The organism is Nocardia vulneris (genome assembly GCF_001613425.1).
Classification (GTDB): domain Bacteria; phylum Actinomycetota; class Actinomycetes; order Mycobacteriales; family Mycobacteriaceae; genus Nocardia; species Nocardia vulneris.
In genome coordinates this window covers 98,878-114,103 of record NZ_BDCI01000021.1, presented here as the reverse complement: position 1 = coordinate 114,103, position 15,226 = coordinate 98,878, and the positions used below count along the sequence as shown (strand labels likewise).

General features: G+C 68.8%; 14 protein-coding genes. 10 read left to right on the top strand and 4 right to left on the bottom strand.

The window, feature by feature from the left end; translation table 11 throughout:
- Window positions 1-59: 59 nt before the first annotated feature.
- The 4 genes from fdxA to NVU01S_RS22540 all read left to right on the top strand — a co-directional run bounded on the left by fdxA (window position 60) and on the right by NVU01S_RS22540 (window position 4,160).
- Window positions 60-383: a ferredoxin gene (gene fdxA / locus NVU01S_RS22555; RefSeq protein WP_014987978.1), complete on the top strand. Its 324-nt coding sequence runs from the start codon at window positions 60-62 to the stop codon at window positions 381-383.
- Window positions 384-390: 7 nt separating this feature from the next.
- On the top strand, window positions 391-1,494 hold the full coding sequence (gene dapC, locus NVU01S_RS22550) for a succinyldiaminopimelate transaminase (protein WP_043665958.1): 1,104 nt from the start codon (window positions 391-393) through the stop codon (window positions 1,492-1,494).
- A 69-nt stretch (window positions 1,495-1,563) separates the two neighbouring features.
- Window positions 1,564-3,207 (top strand): L-glutamate gamma-semialdehyde dehydrogenase, encoded by a 1,644-nt coding sequence (gene pruA, locus NVU01S_RS22545; protein ID WP_043665955.1) that lies wholly within the window; start codon window positions 1,564-1,566, stop codon window positions 3,205-3,207.
- The gene (locus NVU01S_RS22540) at window positions 3,204-4,160 is read left to right on the top strand and encodes a proline dehydrogenase family protein (RefSeq protein ID WP_082031895.1); all 957 of its coding nucleotides are present in this window, start codon (window positions 3,204-3,206) and stop codon (window positions 4,158-4,160) included. Before pruA ends, NVU01S_RS22540 begins: the two co-directional genes overlap by 4 nt.
- A gap of 64 nt (window positions 4,161-4,224) precedes the next feature.
- On the opposite strand, the gene NVU01S_RS22535 is transcribed toward NVU01S_RS22540, so the two are convergent.
- On the bottom strand, window positions 4,225-5,091 hold the full coding sequence (locus tag NVU01S_RS22535) for an oxygenase MpaB family protein (protein WP_043665952.1): 867 nt from the start codon (window positions 5,089-5,091) through the stop codon (window positions 4,225-4,227).
- A gap of 171 nt (window positions 5,092-5,262) precedes the next feature.
- Between NVU01S_RS22535 and NVU01S_RS22530 the strand changes: the two genes are divergently transcribed.
- Window positions 5,263-5,895 (top strand): TetR/AcrR family transcriptional regulator, encoded by a 633-nt coding sequence (locus tag NVU01S_RS22530; RefSeq protein ID WP_043665950.1) that lies wholly within the window; start codon window positions 5,263-5,265, stop codon window positions 5,893-5,895.
- Between the two features lie 33 nt (window positions 5,896-5,928).
- Here NVU01S_RS22530 and NVU01S_RS22525 read toward each other — a convergent pair whose 3' ends face one another.
- Together NVU01S_RS22525 and NVU01S_RS22520 are read right to left on the bottom strand one after the other, a co-directional pair.
- A complete protein-coding gene (locus tag NVU01S_RS22525; RefSeq protein ID WP_052280282.1) occupies window positions 5,929-6,636 on the bottom strand; it encodes a hypothetical protein in 708 nt (235 codons plus the stop codon).
- Between the two features lie 121 nt (window positions 6,637-6,757).
- Window positions 6,758-7,612 carry an oxygenase MpaB family protein gene (locus NVU01S_RS22520; RefSeq protein ID WP_043665947.1) on the bottom strand — a complete coding sequence of 285 codons (855 nt, stop codon included), beginning with the start codon at window positions 7,610-7,612 and terminating at the stop codon, window positions 6,758-6,760.
- Between the two features lie 128 nt (window positions 7,613-7,740).
- Between NVU01S_RS22520 and NVU01S_RS22515 the strand changes: the two genes are divergently transcribed.
- Entirely contained in the window at window positions 7,741-9,168 is a 1,428-nt protein-coding gene (locus tag NVU01S_RS22515) for an acyl-CoA synthetase (protein WP_043665945.1), read from the top strand.
- 353 nt (window positions 9,169-9,521) lie between these two features.
- Here the strand turns inward: NVU01S_RS22515 and dapD are convergent, their stop codons facing one another.
- The gene (gene dapD, locus NVU01S_RS22510) at window positions 9,522-10,469 is read right to left on the bottom strand and encodes a 2,3,4,5-tetrahydropyridine-2,6-dicarboxylate N-succinyltransferase (protein ID WP_043665942.1); all 948 of its coding nucleotides are present in this window, start codon (window positions 10,467-10,469) and stop codon (window positions 9,522-9,524) included.
- Window positions 10,470-10,850: 381 nt separating this feature from the next.
- Here dapD and dapE point away from each other — a divergent pair, with 381 nt between their 5' ends.
- From dapE to NVU01S_RS22490, 4 genes are all read left to right on the top strand, one after another.
- Window positions 10,851-11,954 carry a succinyl-diaminopimelate desuccinylase gene (gene dapE, locus NVU01S_RS22505; protein WP_043665940.1) on the top strand — a complete coding sequence of 368 codons (1,104 nt, stop codon included), beginning with the start codon at window positions 10,851-10,853 and terminating at the stop codon, window positions 11,952-11,954.
- An 84-nt stretch (window positions 11,955-12,038) separates the two neighbouring features.
- Entirely contained in the window at window positions 12,039-12,848 is an 810-nt protein-coding gene (locus NVU01S_RS22500; protein ID WP_014987967.1) for an LOG family protein, read from the top strand.
- Window positions 12,842-13,390, top strand: coding sequence for an LOG family protein (locus NVU01S_RS22495; protein ID WP_042253480.1), 549 nt, complete (start codon window positions 12,842-12,844; stop codon window positions 13,388-13,390). Before NVU01S_RS22500 ends, NVU01S_RS22495 begins: the two co-directional genes overlap by 7 nt.
- A 31-nt stretch (window positions 13,391-13,421) precedes the next feature.
- Window positions 13,422-15,191 carry a long-chain-acyl-CoA synthetase gene (locus NVU01S_RS22490; protein WP_082031894.1) on the top strand — a complete coding sequence of 590 codons (1,770 nt, stop codon included), beginning with the start codon at window positions 13,422-13,424 and terminating at the stop codon, window positions 15,189-15,191.
- Window positions 15,192-15,226: the final 35 nt, after the last annotated feature.

Below are 15,226 nucleotides of genomic sequence, written 5' to 3'. Positions count from 1 at the left end.
GATAGTGTTTCGCTGGGCGGACTATCCCCGCAAGGTGAGGACAGACTAGGAGAACGGCAGTGCCGTACATCATCGCTGAACCGTGCGTTGACGTGAAGGACAAGGCATGCATCGAGGAATGCCCCGTGGACTGCATCTACGAGGGTGGTCGCATGCTGTACATCCATCCCGACGAATGCGTGGACTGTGGTGCATGTGAACCGGTGTGCCCGGTGGAGGCGATCTTCTACGAAGACGACACCCCGGACCAGTGGAGCGGATACGTGAACGCCAACGTCGACTTCTTCGACGAGCTCGGTTCGCCGGGCGGCGCCACCAAGGTCGGCAAGGTCGATTACGACCCGCCGTTCATCAAGGAACTCCCGCCGATGGCGAGCGAGTAGCTCTGCCGTGAGCACGCGTACCCGGGTCAGCAGCCTGCTTCCCGATTTTCCCTGGGACACCATCGCTTCGGCGAAGGCGAAGGCCGCGGCGCATCCCGGCGGCATCGTCGACCTGTCGGTCGGCACGCCGGTCGACCCGGTCGATCCGCTGATCCGCACCGCGTTGAACGCGGCGTCGGCGGTGCCCGGCTACCCCGCCACGCACGGCACGCCGGAACTGCGCGCGGCCGTGGTGGACGCGCTGAAGCGGCGGTTCGGGATCACCGGGCTGGACGCGGCCGCCGTACTGCCGGTGATCGGCACCAAGGAGCTGATCGCCGGGCTGCCCCGGCTGCTCGGCCTCGGCGCGGCGGACCTGGTCGTCATTCCCGAGGTCGCGTACCCGACCTACGAGGTCGGCGCGCTGCTGGCCGGCGCGCAGATCGTGCGCGCCGACGGGCTCACCCAGCTCGGTCCGCGCACGCCCGCGCTGCTCTACGTGAATTCCCCGGCCAACCCGACGGGCCGCGTGCTCGGCGTCGAGCACCTGCGCAAGGTCGTCGAATTCGCCCGCGAGCGCGACGTGATCGTCGCCTCGGACGAGTGCTATCTCGGACTCACCTGGGAAGGCCGTGCGGTCTCCATCCTCGACCCCGAGGTTTCCGGTGGCGACCACACGAATCTGCTTGCCGTGCATTCGCTGTCGAAGACCTCGAACCTGGCCAGCTACCGGGCCGGTTTCGTCGCGGGCGATCCCGCGCTGGTCGCCGAGCTGCTCGAGGTGCGCAAGCATTCCGGCCTGATGGTGCCGTATCCGATCCAGAGCGCGATGACCGCGGCGCTCGGTGACGACACGCACGAGGCACAGCAGCGGGAGCGCTACCGCGCCCGGCGCGATGTGCTGCGGAAAGCGTTGGAAGCGGCCGGTTTCCGAGTCGACCACTCGGAAGCGGGTCTGTACCTGTGGTCCACTCGGGGCGAAGCATGCCGGACCACGCTGGACTGGCTGGCCGACCGCGGCATCCTGGCCGCGCCCGGTGATTTCTACGGGCCCGCCGGTGCGGAGCACGTCCGCATCGCGCTCACCGCCACCGACGAGCGCATCGCCGCCGCCGTCGAGCGACTGAACTAGCCCGACGACACGCAGCCGGGTGCGCGGCGCAAGCGCCGTCGCCGAGCCGGGACGGCGCTAGCCTGAACTATGGACGCTGTCACGGTTGTCCCTACTCCTGCCAACGAGCCGGTGCACTCGTACGCACCCGGCAGCCGCGAGCGCGAGCTGCTGGTCGCCAGGCTGGCCGAGATCGCCGCCGACACCGCCGAGGTGCCGCTGGTGATCGGCGGCAAGTACCGGCCCGGCAGCGGCGCGCGACACGAGATCGTCGCGCCGCATCGGCACCGGCAGGTGCTGGGGACCTACACCGACACCACCCACTCCGAGGCGCAGGGCGCGATCGACGCCGCGATCGCGGCCGCGCCGGACTGGCGGGCGCTGCCGTTCGACGAGCGCGCGGCGATCTTCCTGCGCGCCGCCGATCTGCTCGCCGGGCCGTGGCGGGAAACGGTGGCCGCCGCGACCATGCTCGGGCAATCGAAATCGGCGCAGCAGGCCGAGATCGACGCACCGTGTGAGCTGGTCGACTTCTGGCGATTCAATGTGGCTTTCGCCCGCCAGATCATGACCCAGCAGCCGGAGTCGAGTCCCGGGGTGTGGAATCGGCTGGACTACCGGCCACTGGAGGGTTTCGTCTACGCGATCACCCCGTTCAATTTCACCGCGATCGCGGGCAACCTGCCCACCGCGCCCGCGCTGATGGGCAACACCGTGGTGTGGAAACCGTCGCCGACCCAGACGTTGTCGGCCTTCTACACGATGCGGCTGCTGGAGGCGGCGGGCCTGCCGCCCGGGGTGATCAACATGGTGACCGGCGACGGCCGGGACCTGTCCGAGGTGGCGCTGGCCGATCCGCGGCTCGCCGGTATCCACTTCACCGGCTCCACCAAGACCTTTCAGCACCTCTGGCAGCAGGTCGGGGCGAATCTCGGCCGCTACCACGGATATCCACGACTGGTCGGCGAGACCGGCGGCAAGGACTTCGTGGTGGCACATCCCTCGGCGGACCCGGACGCGTTGCGGGCAGCGCTGATTCGCGGCGCCTACGAATATCAGGGGCAGAAGTGTTCCGCGGCGTCGCGGGCCTATATTCCGCGCACGATCTGGCAGACGATAGGTGCGGACTTCCTGCACCAGGTCGACGAGCTGACCTACGGGGACGTCGCCGATCTGTCCAATTTCGGTGGCGCGCTGATCGATCGGCGCGCGTTCGACAAGAACGTCGCGGCGATCGAGCGGGCCAGGACGGCCGGGCTGACCATCCCGGTCGGCGGCACCTGGGACGACAGCGAGGGCTGGTTCGTCCGCCCGACGGTGCTGCTGGCCGACGACCCGCGCGACGAGTCCTTCGCCACCGAGTATTTCGGCCCGATCCTGTCGGTGCACGTCTACGACGACGCCGAACCCGGTGCGTTCGCGTCGATCCTGGCCGAGGCCGAATCGGCCGCGCCCTACGCGCTGACCGGGGCGGTGTTCGCACAGGACCGTCCGGCGATCGAACAGGCCGGTGCGGCACTGCGTTTCGCGGCGGGCAACTTCTACATCAACGACAAGCCGACGGGCGCGGTGGTCGGGCAGCAGCCCTTCGGCGGTGCGCGGGCCTCGGGTACCGACGACAAGGCGGGTTCGCCGCTGAATCTGCTGCGCTGGGTGGCGCCGCGCACGATCAAGGAGACCTTCGTGCCGCCCACCGGATACCGCTATCCGCATATGGACTCGGACCCGGCGTGAATCCGCTGCGGCCCGTCATCCTCGCGGCGGCGGAATCGTCGCGGTTGCGGCGCGCGGTCACCGGGCTGCCGGTGACCGCGTGCATCGTCCGGCGGTTCGTCGCGGGGGAGACCAGGGCCGAGCTCATCGAGGTGGCGCGGGCGCTGCTCGACAGCGGCCGGATGGTGAGCGTCGACTTCCTGGGGGAGAACACCACCGACCGGGCGCAGGCCGATGCCACAGTGACCGAGTACCTTTCGTTGATCGCAGAGCTGTCCGCGCTGAAACGTCCCGCGCTGCCGGGTATCACGGCACCACCGGTCGAGGTCTCGGTGAAGTTGTCCGCGCTCGGCCAGGCCCTGCCGGGCGACGGTCCCGCGGTGGCCACCGCGAACCTGCGGGTGCTGTGTGCCGCGGCCGCGCGGGCCGAGGTCTGGGTGACCGTCGACGCCGAAGACCACACCACCACCGCGGACACCTTGGCCACCGTGTCGGCGCTGCGTGCGGAATTCCCTTGGCTCGGTGCCGTTCTGCAGGCTTACCTGCATCGTGCCGAGACGGACTGCCGGTCGCTGTCGGGTCCGGATTCGCGTGTCCGCCTGTGCAAGGGCGCATATCGCGAACCCGCCGAGGTCGCCTTCCAGCGCGCACCCGAGGTGACCGACTCCTACCTGCGCTGTCTCGAGGTGCTGATGCGGGGTGCGGGCTACCCGATGGTCGCCACGCACGATCCGGTGCCGATCGTCGCCGCCGAGCAGCTCGTCCGTGCAACCGGCCGTGGCCCGGATGGATTCGAGCACCAGATGCTCTACGGAGTGCGCGACGTGGAACAGCGCAGGCTGGCTGCCGCGGGTGCGGCCGTGCGGGTGTACGTCCCCTACGGCAGTCAGTGGTACGGCTATCTGACCCGGCGACTCGCCGAGCGCCCGGCCAACCTCACCTTCTTCCTGCGCGCTTTGGTGAGCAGGTCGTGAAAAGGGTGGTGGGCAGGACGCTCGTCCTGCCCACCGATCCGCTGGTGTCCCTTCTCCGAAGTCCCTACACCAGTGGCTTTCCGAGGCGCATCCGCCTGCGCAGGTCGAACAGGTAGGCGTTCAACGGAAACAGTCGCGCCTGTTTCGGCAACTGGTTGTGTACGAGCGCTATACCCCGCAGCAGCTGGTCGAATCGGCGTTGCTCGCGCTCGGTCCACGTCATCCGCATTTCGTCGCGCACGTGCTGCGGTAGCAGACCGGCCACGACGAAGCGCTGCAGCCGCGCGAAGGCGAATTGCACCGGGCGCGGCATCATTCGGAGATCGATGAGGTCGTCGAAGTAGGCGCGCAGCGCGGGTTCGATCCGGTACTGCACCAGATTCTCCGCCCACCACGCTAGGAAGGCCGCGCGGTCGGCGGGCCACATCTCCGGTCGCATCTGCAGCGTCGTGCCGAGCCGGGCGCAGTACTGATAGAGCGCTTCGGACTCCGACGGCGCGAGCGGACCGTGCATTCTGGTGTAGAGGTCGTCGAGACCCCAGTAGATCGTGCCCGCCACCCAGAGCTGCAACTTCGGATCGAAAGCGTTGTATTTCACCGGGCTCTGGGCGCTGGAGCGAACCGGCCGATGCGAATGATTGACCGCCTCGCGGTAGGCCGCGCGCTCTTCGTCGGAGCCCATCGTCGCGACGGCGATATAGGTGAGTGTGGTGCGCAGCCGCTTCACCGGATGCAGGGTCACTTTGCCGCTGTCCACCGTGCTCTCCAGTACGCCGCGGCCGACCGGGCGCAGGCTCAGCTGCATGATCACGTTGGCGGTGCCGCCGAGGAAGGCCGCGACACCGTCCAGGTACGGCTGGACCGTTTCGGGCGTGAGTGGTTCGAAGGGGTGGACCTCGTCGGGCTCGGCGGCGCGTAGCGGTGCGGTCATCGTCGACCTCGTCTTTCTGTGTCCGCCGGCGCCGGGCGCCCGCGTACGATGAGAAGATTCGTATCTCACCTTCTCATCGTCTCGACGGGGTGTCAACGGTGCCGCGGCGGCAATTGCTTCGCTGCGATGCTTTGTGCATCATCGTTTCATCGACGGGGCTAGGGTGGAGGAATGGCGAAGTTGACCAAACTCCTGCCGCGGATTCGCAGTGCGGGCCCGGAGGACCGCAATCAAACACGCGTGCTCGACGCCGCGCTGCTGGCCTTCCTGGACTTCGGCATCAAACGCACCAGCATGGTCGAGGTGGCGCGGCGCTGCGGCCTCTCGCTCGCCACGCTGTACCGGCGCTTCGCCAGCAAGTCGGACCTGATCGAGGCAGTCGGGCTGCGGCAGACCCGGGAGTTCGTCGAGCAGGTGGACGCGGCGTTGCAGCAGCAGGTCGATCGGGACGCGGCCGCACAGGAGCAGATCGTCGAACTCTTCGCCGCGTTCATCACGGGGCTGCGCGACAACCAGCTCGTGCATCGGCTGCTGGCCACGGAACCCGAACTGGTCCTGCCCTTTCTGACCGTCAAGGGCGCCCCGATCATCGAACTCGGCCGGGACTACCTGGCCGAGTTCATCACTCGGCTACAGCGCGAGGGCAAGCTGCCCGAATACGATCCCGAACCGCTGGCGGAGATGATCGCGCGCACCGCGCTGTCGCTGGCGCTGACCCCGCAGACGGTCATCCCGCTGCACGACGACGCGGCGATCAGGCAGTTCGCGCGCGATCACGTGGTGGTGTCGTTCCGCGTACCGTGAACACGCGCGGCTTCGAACCTGATGTGGCGCAGGCTAACTCGGGACGAGCATGCCGACCGTGGCCAGCGGCATCGCGGCCATGAGATCGAGGGTCTGCTCGGCGGCGGTGCCGTGCGTGTGCGCGACCACCACGAAACCCGTGCCGTACGAAGCGGAAGCGACGTCCGGCGGGCCGAGATCGGACCAACCCCACTTGGTGCCCTGCACGAGCGGCCAGCGGGCGGTGCCCCAATCCTGTTCTGTCCCATCGGCAGCCGTGGCGCCGGCCGCGGCCATCCAGGCGAAGATCGGCGAGCCGCGATCGTTGCGCAATTTGGTGATCAGGAATTCGGCGACGTCGGCGGTGCTCGTCGCGGCCATGCCCCATTCGCCGTACGGGTGCGTATCGGCCAAATGGTATTCGGCCGCAATGGCTTCGATCGCCCGCGGATACTTGGCCTCCGTCGCGGTCGCGGCGCCGTCGTCGGAGTAGCGGATCATCCGCTCGGCCAGCTCCCGGTCACTCGGCGCGCCGTCGCCGTGCCGCAGGGCATAGTCCGCGAGATACAGCTTGACCAGTGACAGGGCCGCCCGGGACTCGTGTTCGTTCGCGGTGCTCCAGCCGCCACCCGCCGCGGCGCGGAACGTGACCGCCGTGCGCGACGGCACCACGTCGGGGCCGAACGGCGCCGCGCCCGCCGGGGGTGCGTGGAAGGCGCAGCAGAGCGCGATGGTGAGCACCGCCAGAGTTCCACGGTTCACGAGTCCTCCTTGCCATGCCCCCTTTGCGCGGTATGCCCGTCCCTGACGAGATAACACCGCACGCGGCGCAAAGCCGGGCCCGACATGCGGGCGTCGCGAACTTGTGTCCGTCGTCCGCGGGTCACACCAGGCGCAGGCCGAGTCTGCGGCGGAGTCGGAAGTCGGCCAGGTAGGCGTTGAGCGGGAACATGCGCACCGGAGCGGGGAGCAGAGTCTCGGCGGTGCCGAGCGTATGCAGGATGCGTTCGAGTGCCCGGTCCTCGCGGGCGGACCAGGTGAAGCCCATCTGATCGCGCAGGTGTGCGGGCAGCAGGCCGGTGACGAAGAAGCGGTGTGCCCGCGCGAACGGGAGTCGCAGTGGCAGCGGGAGCATCTTCAGATCGATCAGATCGTTGAAGTAGTCGCGGACCGGCGGGTCGATCGTGGTAGCGCTCAGGTGCCGATCCCAGTAGGCGGCAAAGGCTTTGCGGTCGGGGGGCCACATGCCTTCGCGTACCTGCAAGGTGGTGCCGAGCCGGGCGCTGTGCCGATAGAACGCGTCGGCGGTCGCCTCGTCCATCGGGCCGTGCAGGCGGGTGTAGGTGTCCTGCGCGCCCCAGTACAGGCAGGCGGCCACCCACAATTGCAGGTCGGGGTCGAAGGCGTTGTAGCGCACCGGACTCGACGCGGTCGAATGCACGGGACGGTGCGAGCGGTTGACGGCTTCGCGGTAGTCGGCGCGCTCGTCGGGGGAGCCCAGCATGGCGACGGCGAGGTAGGTGACCGTGGTGCGCAAGCGCTTGACCGGATGCAACATCACGTTGCCGCTGTGCACGGTGCTCTCCAGTACGCCGTAGCCGACCGGCGGATTGCTGAGCTGCATGATGACGTTCGCCGCGCCGGCGAGCAGTCCCACCATGCCGTCGATGAACTGTGTGATGTCGAGTTCGGTCGCGGGTTCGGATTCGTGCGTCGTTGCGCGAAGTGGCCTGGTCATCGTTGACCTCTGTCCGATTGAGAAGGATGTACATAAACTTTCTCACCGCCTCATGGGCGTGTCAACCGTCACACTCCCGGTCCCGCCCGGTGCTGCTGCGCCGGGGAACGGCGAAGTAGTTTGGGCGAATGCCGTTCGGTCCGCCGCTGTTGCTCAGTTCCCTGAACCCGCTCGCCGTCGCAGGCGGCGCGGATATCCCCGATGCCGTCACCATCGACGGCGTGACGCTCTCGCGCAGTGATCTGCTCGGCGCCGCGACCTCGGTGGCGGAACGAGTGGCCCGGGCCGACCGGGTCGCCGTGCTGGCCGAGCCGACTGTCGGCACCGTGCTCGCCGTGGTCGGCTGCCTGATCGCGGGAGTGACCGTGGTGCCGGTGCCGCCGGACTCGGGCACCGCGGAACTCGCGCACATCCTGTCCGATTCGGGCGCGCAGGCGTGGCTCGGCAAAGCTCCTGCGGGCAGCGAACTTCCGGTGGTTCCGGTGCGTGTGCACGCCAGGTCCTGGCATACCTATCCCGAACCCGACGCGGCGTCGACGGCTTTCGTGCTGTACACGTCCGGCACCACCGGCTTGCCGAAGGGGGTGCTGCTGAGCCGCGGCGCCATCGCCGCCGGGCTGGACGCGCTCGCGGAAGCCTGGGCGTGGACCGCGAACGACACACTGGTGCACGGGCTTCCGCTGTTCCATGTGCACGGGCTGATCCTCGGTCTGCTCGGCCCGCTCCGGGTGGGCAGCCCGCTGGTGCACACCGGCAAGCCGACCCCGCAGGCGTACGCCGCCGCGCACGGCACCCTGTACTTCGGGGTGCCCACCGTGTGGTCCCGGATCGTCGAAGAGCCCGATGCCGCAAAGGAACTGGCCGCCGCCCGGCTGCTCGTGTCGGGCAGTGCGCCGCTGCCCGTGCCGGTGTTCGAGAAGCTGCGTGAACTCACCGGCCACGCGCCCATCGAGCGTTACGGTATGAGCGAAACCATGATCACCCTGTCCACCCGCGCCGACGGTGAACGCCGCCCCGGCTGGGTCGGCACCGCGGTGCGCGGGGTGCGGACCCGGCTGCGGGACGAGGCGGGCGGCGAGGTCGCGCACGACGGCGAAAGCATCGGCGCGCTACAGGTTTCCGGTCCGATGCTGTTCGACGGCTACCTGAACCGTCCGGAAGCCACCGCCGAGAGCTGGACCGAGGACGGCTGGTTCAAGACCGGCGATGTCGCCGCCATCGACCCCGACGGATTCCATCGCATCGTCGGCCGCGCATCGGTGGATCTGATCAAATCCGGTGGATATCGCATCGGCGCAGGTGAAGTGGAGACCGTGCTGCTCGGCCACCCTGCCGTAGCCGAAACTGCCGTGGTCGGCCTGCCCGACCCCGACCTGGGACAGCGCATCGTCGCCTTCGTCGTATTGCGCGGCGAGACAACGGCTTCCCTCGAACAGGACCTGATCGACTACGTCGCCGAACAACTCTCAGTACACAAGCGCCCCCGCGAGATCCGCGTAGTCGAAAGCCTCCCCCGCAACGCCATGGGCAAGGTCCAGAAGAAGCGCCTCACCTGACCCCGCGGGTGCTGCCCGGGATCTGCGCCGGTTCTCGGGATCTGCACTACCTGTGGCGGGTCAGAGGGAGTGCGGATCCCGAGAAGTGGTGTGGATGTGGAGGTTCACGTGTCGCCGGGCGGCGACGTGGCTAGGCCGCGGGCGTCGCCGGACAAGCCGGCGGCGTACGTAGAAGTGGTGCGCACGCGCCCGCGCGCAGTGTGCGCCGTGGTCAGGCACGTGGCGCAGGTTGCGCCGTGGCGAGTTCGACGCTGGGCAGGTCGTGCGAAGGCGCGTGGCGCGCCGGACGCGGCGGGTGTGCCTGCCGCGCAACGGTTCTGGTGCTGCGCGGCAGGTCGTGGGGAAGGGGGCGGTCAGTCGTTGGCGTGGAGGGCGGCGTTCAGTTCGACGCCGGTGCCCTTGTGCGGCACCACTTCCACCGCTCCGGTGACGGAATTGCGGCGGAAGAGCAGGTTGTTCTGGCCGCTGAGGGTGCTGGCCTTGACGACGGTTCCGTCCGGGCCCGTGACCTTGGTGCCCGCGGTGACGTAGAGGCCCGCCTCCACGACGCAGTCGTCGCCGAGCGGGATGCCGACCCCCGCGTTCGCGCCGAGCAGGGAGCGCTCGCCGATGGAGATGACGGTGGTGCCGCCGCCCGACAGGGTGCCCATGATGGACGCGCCGCCGCCGACGTCGGAGCCGTCGCCCACCACCACACCGGCGGAGATGCGGCCCTCGACCATGGAGTTGCCCAGGGTGCCCGCGTTGAAGTTGACGAAGCCCTCGTGCATGACGGTGGTGCCGGAGGCGAGGTGCGCGCCGAGCCGGACCCGGTCGGCGTCGCCGATCCGCACCCCGGAGGGCACCACGTAATCGACCATGCGCGGGAACTTGTCCACGCTGTACACGGTGACCGGGCCGCGCGCACGCAGCTTGGCGCGGGTGGCCTCGAAACCCTCCACCGCGGCAGGGCCGTGATTGGTCCACACCACGTTGCTGAGCAAGCCGAACTGCCCGTCCAGGCTCACCTCGTGCGGGCGGACCAGGCGATGCGAGAGCAGGTGCAGGCGCAGGTAGACGTCGTGCGCGTCGATCGGCGCGGCAGACAGGTCGGCGATCGTGGTGCGCACCGCGACCACGTCGACCCCGCGCGCCTCGTCGACCCCGAGCAGCGCCGCGTACTCGGCGGGCGCCTCGTCCAGCCGCTTGGTCCCGGTCTCGGCGAACGTGCCGAGCTCCGGACTCGGGTACCAGGTGTCCAGGACGGTCCCGTCCGTGGTCACGTTGGCGATACCGACTGCTGCTGCTCCCTGAGTACTCACGACTGCGCCTCGCCGGCGCTCGGCTCCGTCGTGTGCACTCGGCACGCTGTGCTCATGGTTCGCTCGCTTCGCTCACTCACGTCCGTAGAGGTTACCGACCGCTTGCCCCTGACGGTGACCCTCCTCCTGTGCCGCACCCCACGTCTCGCGCCCGCCGATCAGATGCCCGACATCCGCGGCCGTCCGCCTACGCTGCGCCCTCATCAGCGCCACGCGCACGAAATCGTCGACTGAAATGCGCGCGGCGTGCTGAAACGCGCGCGGCGTGCTCAGGTGTAGGCGGCGTGCTGAGGTGCGCATGGTGTGGTGGCGTGTGCATGGTGTGGTGGCGTGTGCGCACTGCGCGGCGGCGGGGTGGGGGCGCGGTCGTAGGGTGGGGATGTGACCCTTGATCTGCGGGCGGACCCGATCGCGCTGACCAAAGCTCTGGTGGACATTCCCAGTGTGTCGCGGGACGAGGCGGTGATCACCGATCTCGTGGAGCAGGCGTTGCGCGAGCAGACGACGGGCTTCGAGGTGCGCAGGCACGGCAATGTGGTGCTGGCGCGGACCAACCGGGGTCTGCCGACGCGGGTGGTGCTGGCCGGCCATCTGGACACCGTGCCGATCGCCGACAACGTGCCGAGTCATTTCGCGGTGAACGACGCGGGCGAGCGGGTGCTGTTCGGCTGCGGTTCGGTGGACATGAAGTCCGGAGACGCGGTGTTCCTGCATCTGGCCGCGACGGTCGCCGAACCGGTGCACGAACTGACGCTGATCTTCTACGACTGCGAGGAGATCGCCTCGGAATTCAACGGACTCGGGCATATCGAGCGCGACCTGCCGGACTGGCTGGCCGGCGATCTGGCCGTGCTCGGCGAACCCTCGGGCGGCTGGATCGAGGCGGGGTGCCAAGGGACGCTGCGGGTCCGGCTGTCCACCGCCGGGGTGCGCGCGCATTCGGCGCGAGCCTGGTTGGGCGACAACGCGATTCACCGCCTCGCACCGATCCTGCAGCGGCTGGCCGAGTACCGGGCGCGCGAGGTCGACATCGACGGCTGTGGCTACCGCGAGGGTCTGTCGGCGGTGCGCGTCGCGGGCGGTGTGGCGGGCAACGTGGTGCCCGACGCCGCCGAGGTGGACGTGAACTTCCGTTTCGCGCCGGACCGCACGGTCGAGCAGGCGATCGCGCACGTGCGCGAGGTCTTCGCCGGTCTCGACGTGACCTTCGAGGTGACCGATTCGGCCCCGGGCGCACTGCCCGGCCTGACCGCACCGGCCGCCGCGGACTTGATCGCCTCGGTGCACAAGCACGGCGGCGGCGGTGTGCGCGCCAAGTACGGCTGGACCGATGTCGCCCGCTTCGCGGCGCGCGGTATCCCCGCGGTGAACTTCGGCCCCGGCGATCCGAACCTCGCGCACAAGCGGGACGAGCACGTCCCGGTCGACCAGATCACCGCCGTCACCGCGATGCTGCGCAGCTACCTCACCGGCGTGCGCGCCTGACGGGCGGCGGCGCGCGAGGTGAACGGCGGCTGACTTCTCGGCTCAGGTCTGTTGCCGCGACAACCTCCCGGTAGTTTGGAGCGCATGTCCACCGACGCCGCTGACCGCGAGGTTGCCAACAAGCCGAAGTCGACAGCCAAGTTCCGCGGACCGGTCATGTTCCGGCGCGACCGGGCGAACGAGGTCGGCACCGCCGACCGCAATCTGCTCGACCGGCGCGGCGACACCGACTGGGTGCATACCGACCCGTGGCGCGTGCTGCGCATCCAAGCCGAGTTCGTCGAGGGTTTCGGCGCGCTCGCCGAGGTGCCGCGCGCGGTCACCGTGTTCGGTTCGGCGCGCACCCAACCCGACCATCCCGAATACCAGGCGGGCCTGGCCATCGGTGCCGCGCTGGCCCGGGCCGGTTTCGCGGTGATCACCGGCGGCGGTCCCGGCGCGATGGAGGCGGTCAACCGCGGCGCCTGCGAGGCAGGCGGCTATTCGATCGGTCTCGGCATCGAGCTGCCGTTCGAGCAGAGCCTCAACGAGTGGGTCGATCTCGGCATCAACTTCCGCTACTTCTTCGTCCGCAAGACGATGTTCGTGAAGTACTCGGAGGCCTTCATCTGCCTGCCCGGTGGTTTCGGCACCCTGGACGAACTGTTCGAGGCGCTCACCCTGGTGCAGACCCGCAAGATCACTCGGTTCCCGATCATCCTGTTCGGCAGCAGGTATTGGGCCGGGCTGGTCGACTGGATGCGGGACTCGCTGGGCGGTTCCGGCAAGATCTCCCCCGGCGACCTCGGTCTGATCCACGTCACCGACAGCGTGGAAGAGGTCGTGCAGATCATCCTCGCCAACGCGGAATCCGGCGGCGCGGAGGATGCGATCGGCACGGAGGACCAGTGGTGAGCGAACAGCCCTACGCCGTCTGTGTCTACTGCTCCGCGAGCACCGTCAATCCTGTCTATCTGGACCTGGCCGCCGCGGTCGGCGCCGAGATCGCCCGGCGCGGTTGGCAACTGGTGTCCGGCGGCGGCAACGTGTCGATGATGGGCGCGATCGCGACGGCGGCGCGGGCCGGCGGCGCGAACACCATCGGGGTGATCCCGAAGCACCTGGTGCACCGGGAGGTCGCCGATGTCGACGCCGACGAACTGGTCGTCACCGACACCATGCGGCAGCGCAAGCAGATCATGGAGGACCGTGCCGACGCCTTCCTGACCCTGCCCGGCGGCATCGGCACGCTGGAAGAGTTCTTCGAAACCTGGACCGGAGGCTATCTGGGACAGCACAATAAGCCGGTGGTGGTGCTGGACCCGGATGGCTTCTACCGAGGCCTGTTCCAGTGGCTCGACGAACTCTACGACCGTAAGTTCGTGCCCCAGCCCGCGATGGACCGCGTCACCGTGGTCGCCGATATACCTTCCGCCTTCGCGGCTTTGGAGGCGTGAGCACCAGCTTTTGATTGAGGAGAGCGGGATAGTGAGTTCCGACGGTCGCTCCACGGTGAGCTTGTTAGATCTGGCCAGAAACCTTCCCGCGATGGCGCTCGACGCGCCGGGGATGCTGCGCAGCGCGCCGGGCATGCTGGTGGGGCCGGACGCCAAATCCTCGGTGGGCCTGTGCTTCCAGCGCGCCGCGCACCGGCATCCGAACCGCATCTTCCTGCGCTTCGAAGGGGCGGGCTGCACCTACCGCCAGGCCAACGACGAGGTGAACCGGTACGCCGCGGTGCTCACCGCGCGCGGGGTGCGGCGCGGCGACGTGGTCGGCGTGCTGATGACCAACCGGCCGCAGACGCTGTTCGTGGTGCTCGCCGCGGCGAAGCTGGGCGCCACCGTCGGCCTGCTCAATCACCACCAGCGCGACCAGGTGCTCGCGCACAGCTTCGGTCTGCTGAACAGCGTGCTCGATGTGGTCGGCGAGGAATGCGCGCAGGCGCTCGACTCGCTGCCGGAGCCGCCGTCGAATGTGCTGTACAGCAATGATTTACAGGTGGCAGCGCAGGACGCGCCGGATGCCGATCCGCCGGTGTGCAAGGAGATCACCGCGAAGGAGCGGGCCTTCCTGATCTTCACCTCCGGTACGACCGGCCTGCCCAAGGCCAGCGTGATGACGCACCTGCGCTGGACCAAGAGCATGGTCGGCCTCGGCGGACTCGGAATTCGGCTGCGCGGCAACGACACCCTGTACTGCTGCTTGCCGCTCTATCACAACAACGCGCTGACCGTCGCGCTGTCCGCGGTGCTGAGCGCGGGTGGCACCTTCGCGCTCGGCAGGCAGTTCTCGGTGTCGCGGTTCTGGGACGAGGTGATCCGCGAAGAGGCGACGGCGTTCATCTACATCGGCGAGCTGTGCCGTTACCTGCTCAACCAGGCGCCGAAGGCGACCGACCGCAGACACAAGGTCCGGCTCGCGGTCGGCAACGGGCTGCGCCCGGAACTGTGGGACGAGTTCAAGCGGCGGTTCGGCATCAACCGGATCGTCGAGTTCTACGGGGCCAGCGAAGTCAACATCGCCTTCATCAACGCGTTCGGCGTGGACCGCACTGCGGGGTTCGGGCCGCTGCCCTACGCCGTCGTCGACTACGACGACGAGACCGGAAAGGCCAAGCGCGACAAGAACGGTCGCCTGCGCAGGGTCGGTACCGGCGGGGTCGGACTGCTGCTGTCCAAGATCACCGACCGGTCGCCGTTCGACGGCTACACCGACAAGGCGGCTTCTGCTGCGAAGCTGGTCCGCGACGGCTTCAAGCAGGGGGATCTCTGGTTCGACACCGGCGATCTGGTGCGCGATCAGGGTTGGCATCACATCGCTTTCGTGGATCGGCTCGGCGACACCTTCCGCTGGAAGGGGGAGAACGTCGCGACCACCGAGGTCGAGGGCGCGCTGACCCGGTCCGAGGCGATCTCGCAGGCCGTCGTCTACGGCGTAGACATCCCGGGCGCCGACGGCAAGGCGGGCATGGCGGCGGTGACCTTGAGTCCCGACGGGGACCTCGACGGCGCGGCACTCGCAGAACTGGTGTTCCGGCAGCTGCCCGCGTACGCGGTCCCGCTGTTCCTGCGCGTGGTCCAGGAGCTCGAACAGACCTCCACCTTCAAGAGCCGCAAGGTGGAGCTGCGCAAACAGGGCTACACCCCCGACGACGACCACCCGCTCTACGTCCTCGCCGGCCGCGACAAGGGCTACATCCCCTTCTATCCCGACTACCCGGACGAGGTAGCCGCAGGCCGCGCCCCCAAGAGCTGACCGAGACCGCTCGGCACAGGGGTCGGTACAGTCGG

Coding starts and splice junctions, on each gene's coding strand:
- pruA (WP_043665955.1), top strand. CDS start 1,564: ATGGACGCTGTCACGGTTGTCCCTACTCCTGCCAACGAGCCGGTGCAC.
- NVU01S_RS22535 (WP_043665952.1), bottom strand. CDS start 5,091: ATGACCGCACCGCTACGCGCCGCCGAGCCCGACGAGGTCCACCCCTTC.
- NVU01S_RS22530 (WP_043665950.1), top strand. CDS start 5,263: ATGGCGAAGTTGACCAAACTCCTGCCGCGGATTCGCAGTGCGGGCCCG.
- NVU01S_RS22520 (WP_043665947.1), bottom strand. CDS start 7,612: ATGACCAGGCCACTTCGCGCAACGACGCACGAATCCGAACCCGCGACC.
- NVU01S_RS22515 (WP_043665945.1), top strand. CDS start 7,741: ATGCCGTTCGGTCCGCCGCTGTTGCTCAGTTCCCTGAACCCGCTCGCC.
- NVU01S_RS22500 (WP_014987967.1), top strand. CDS start 12,039: ATGTCCACCGACGCCGCTGACCGCGAGGTTGCCAACAAGCCGAAGTCG.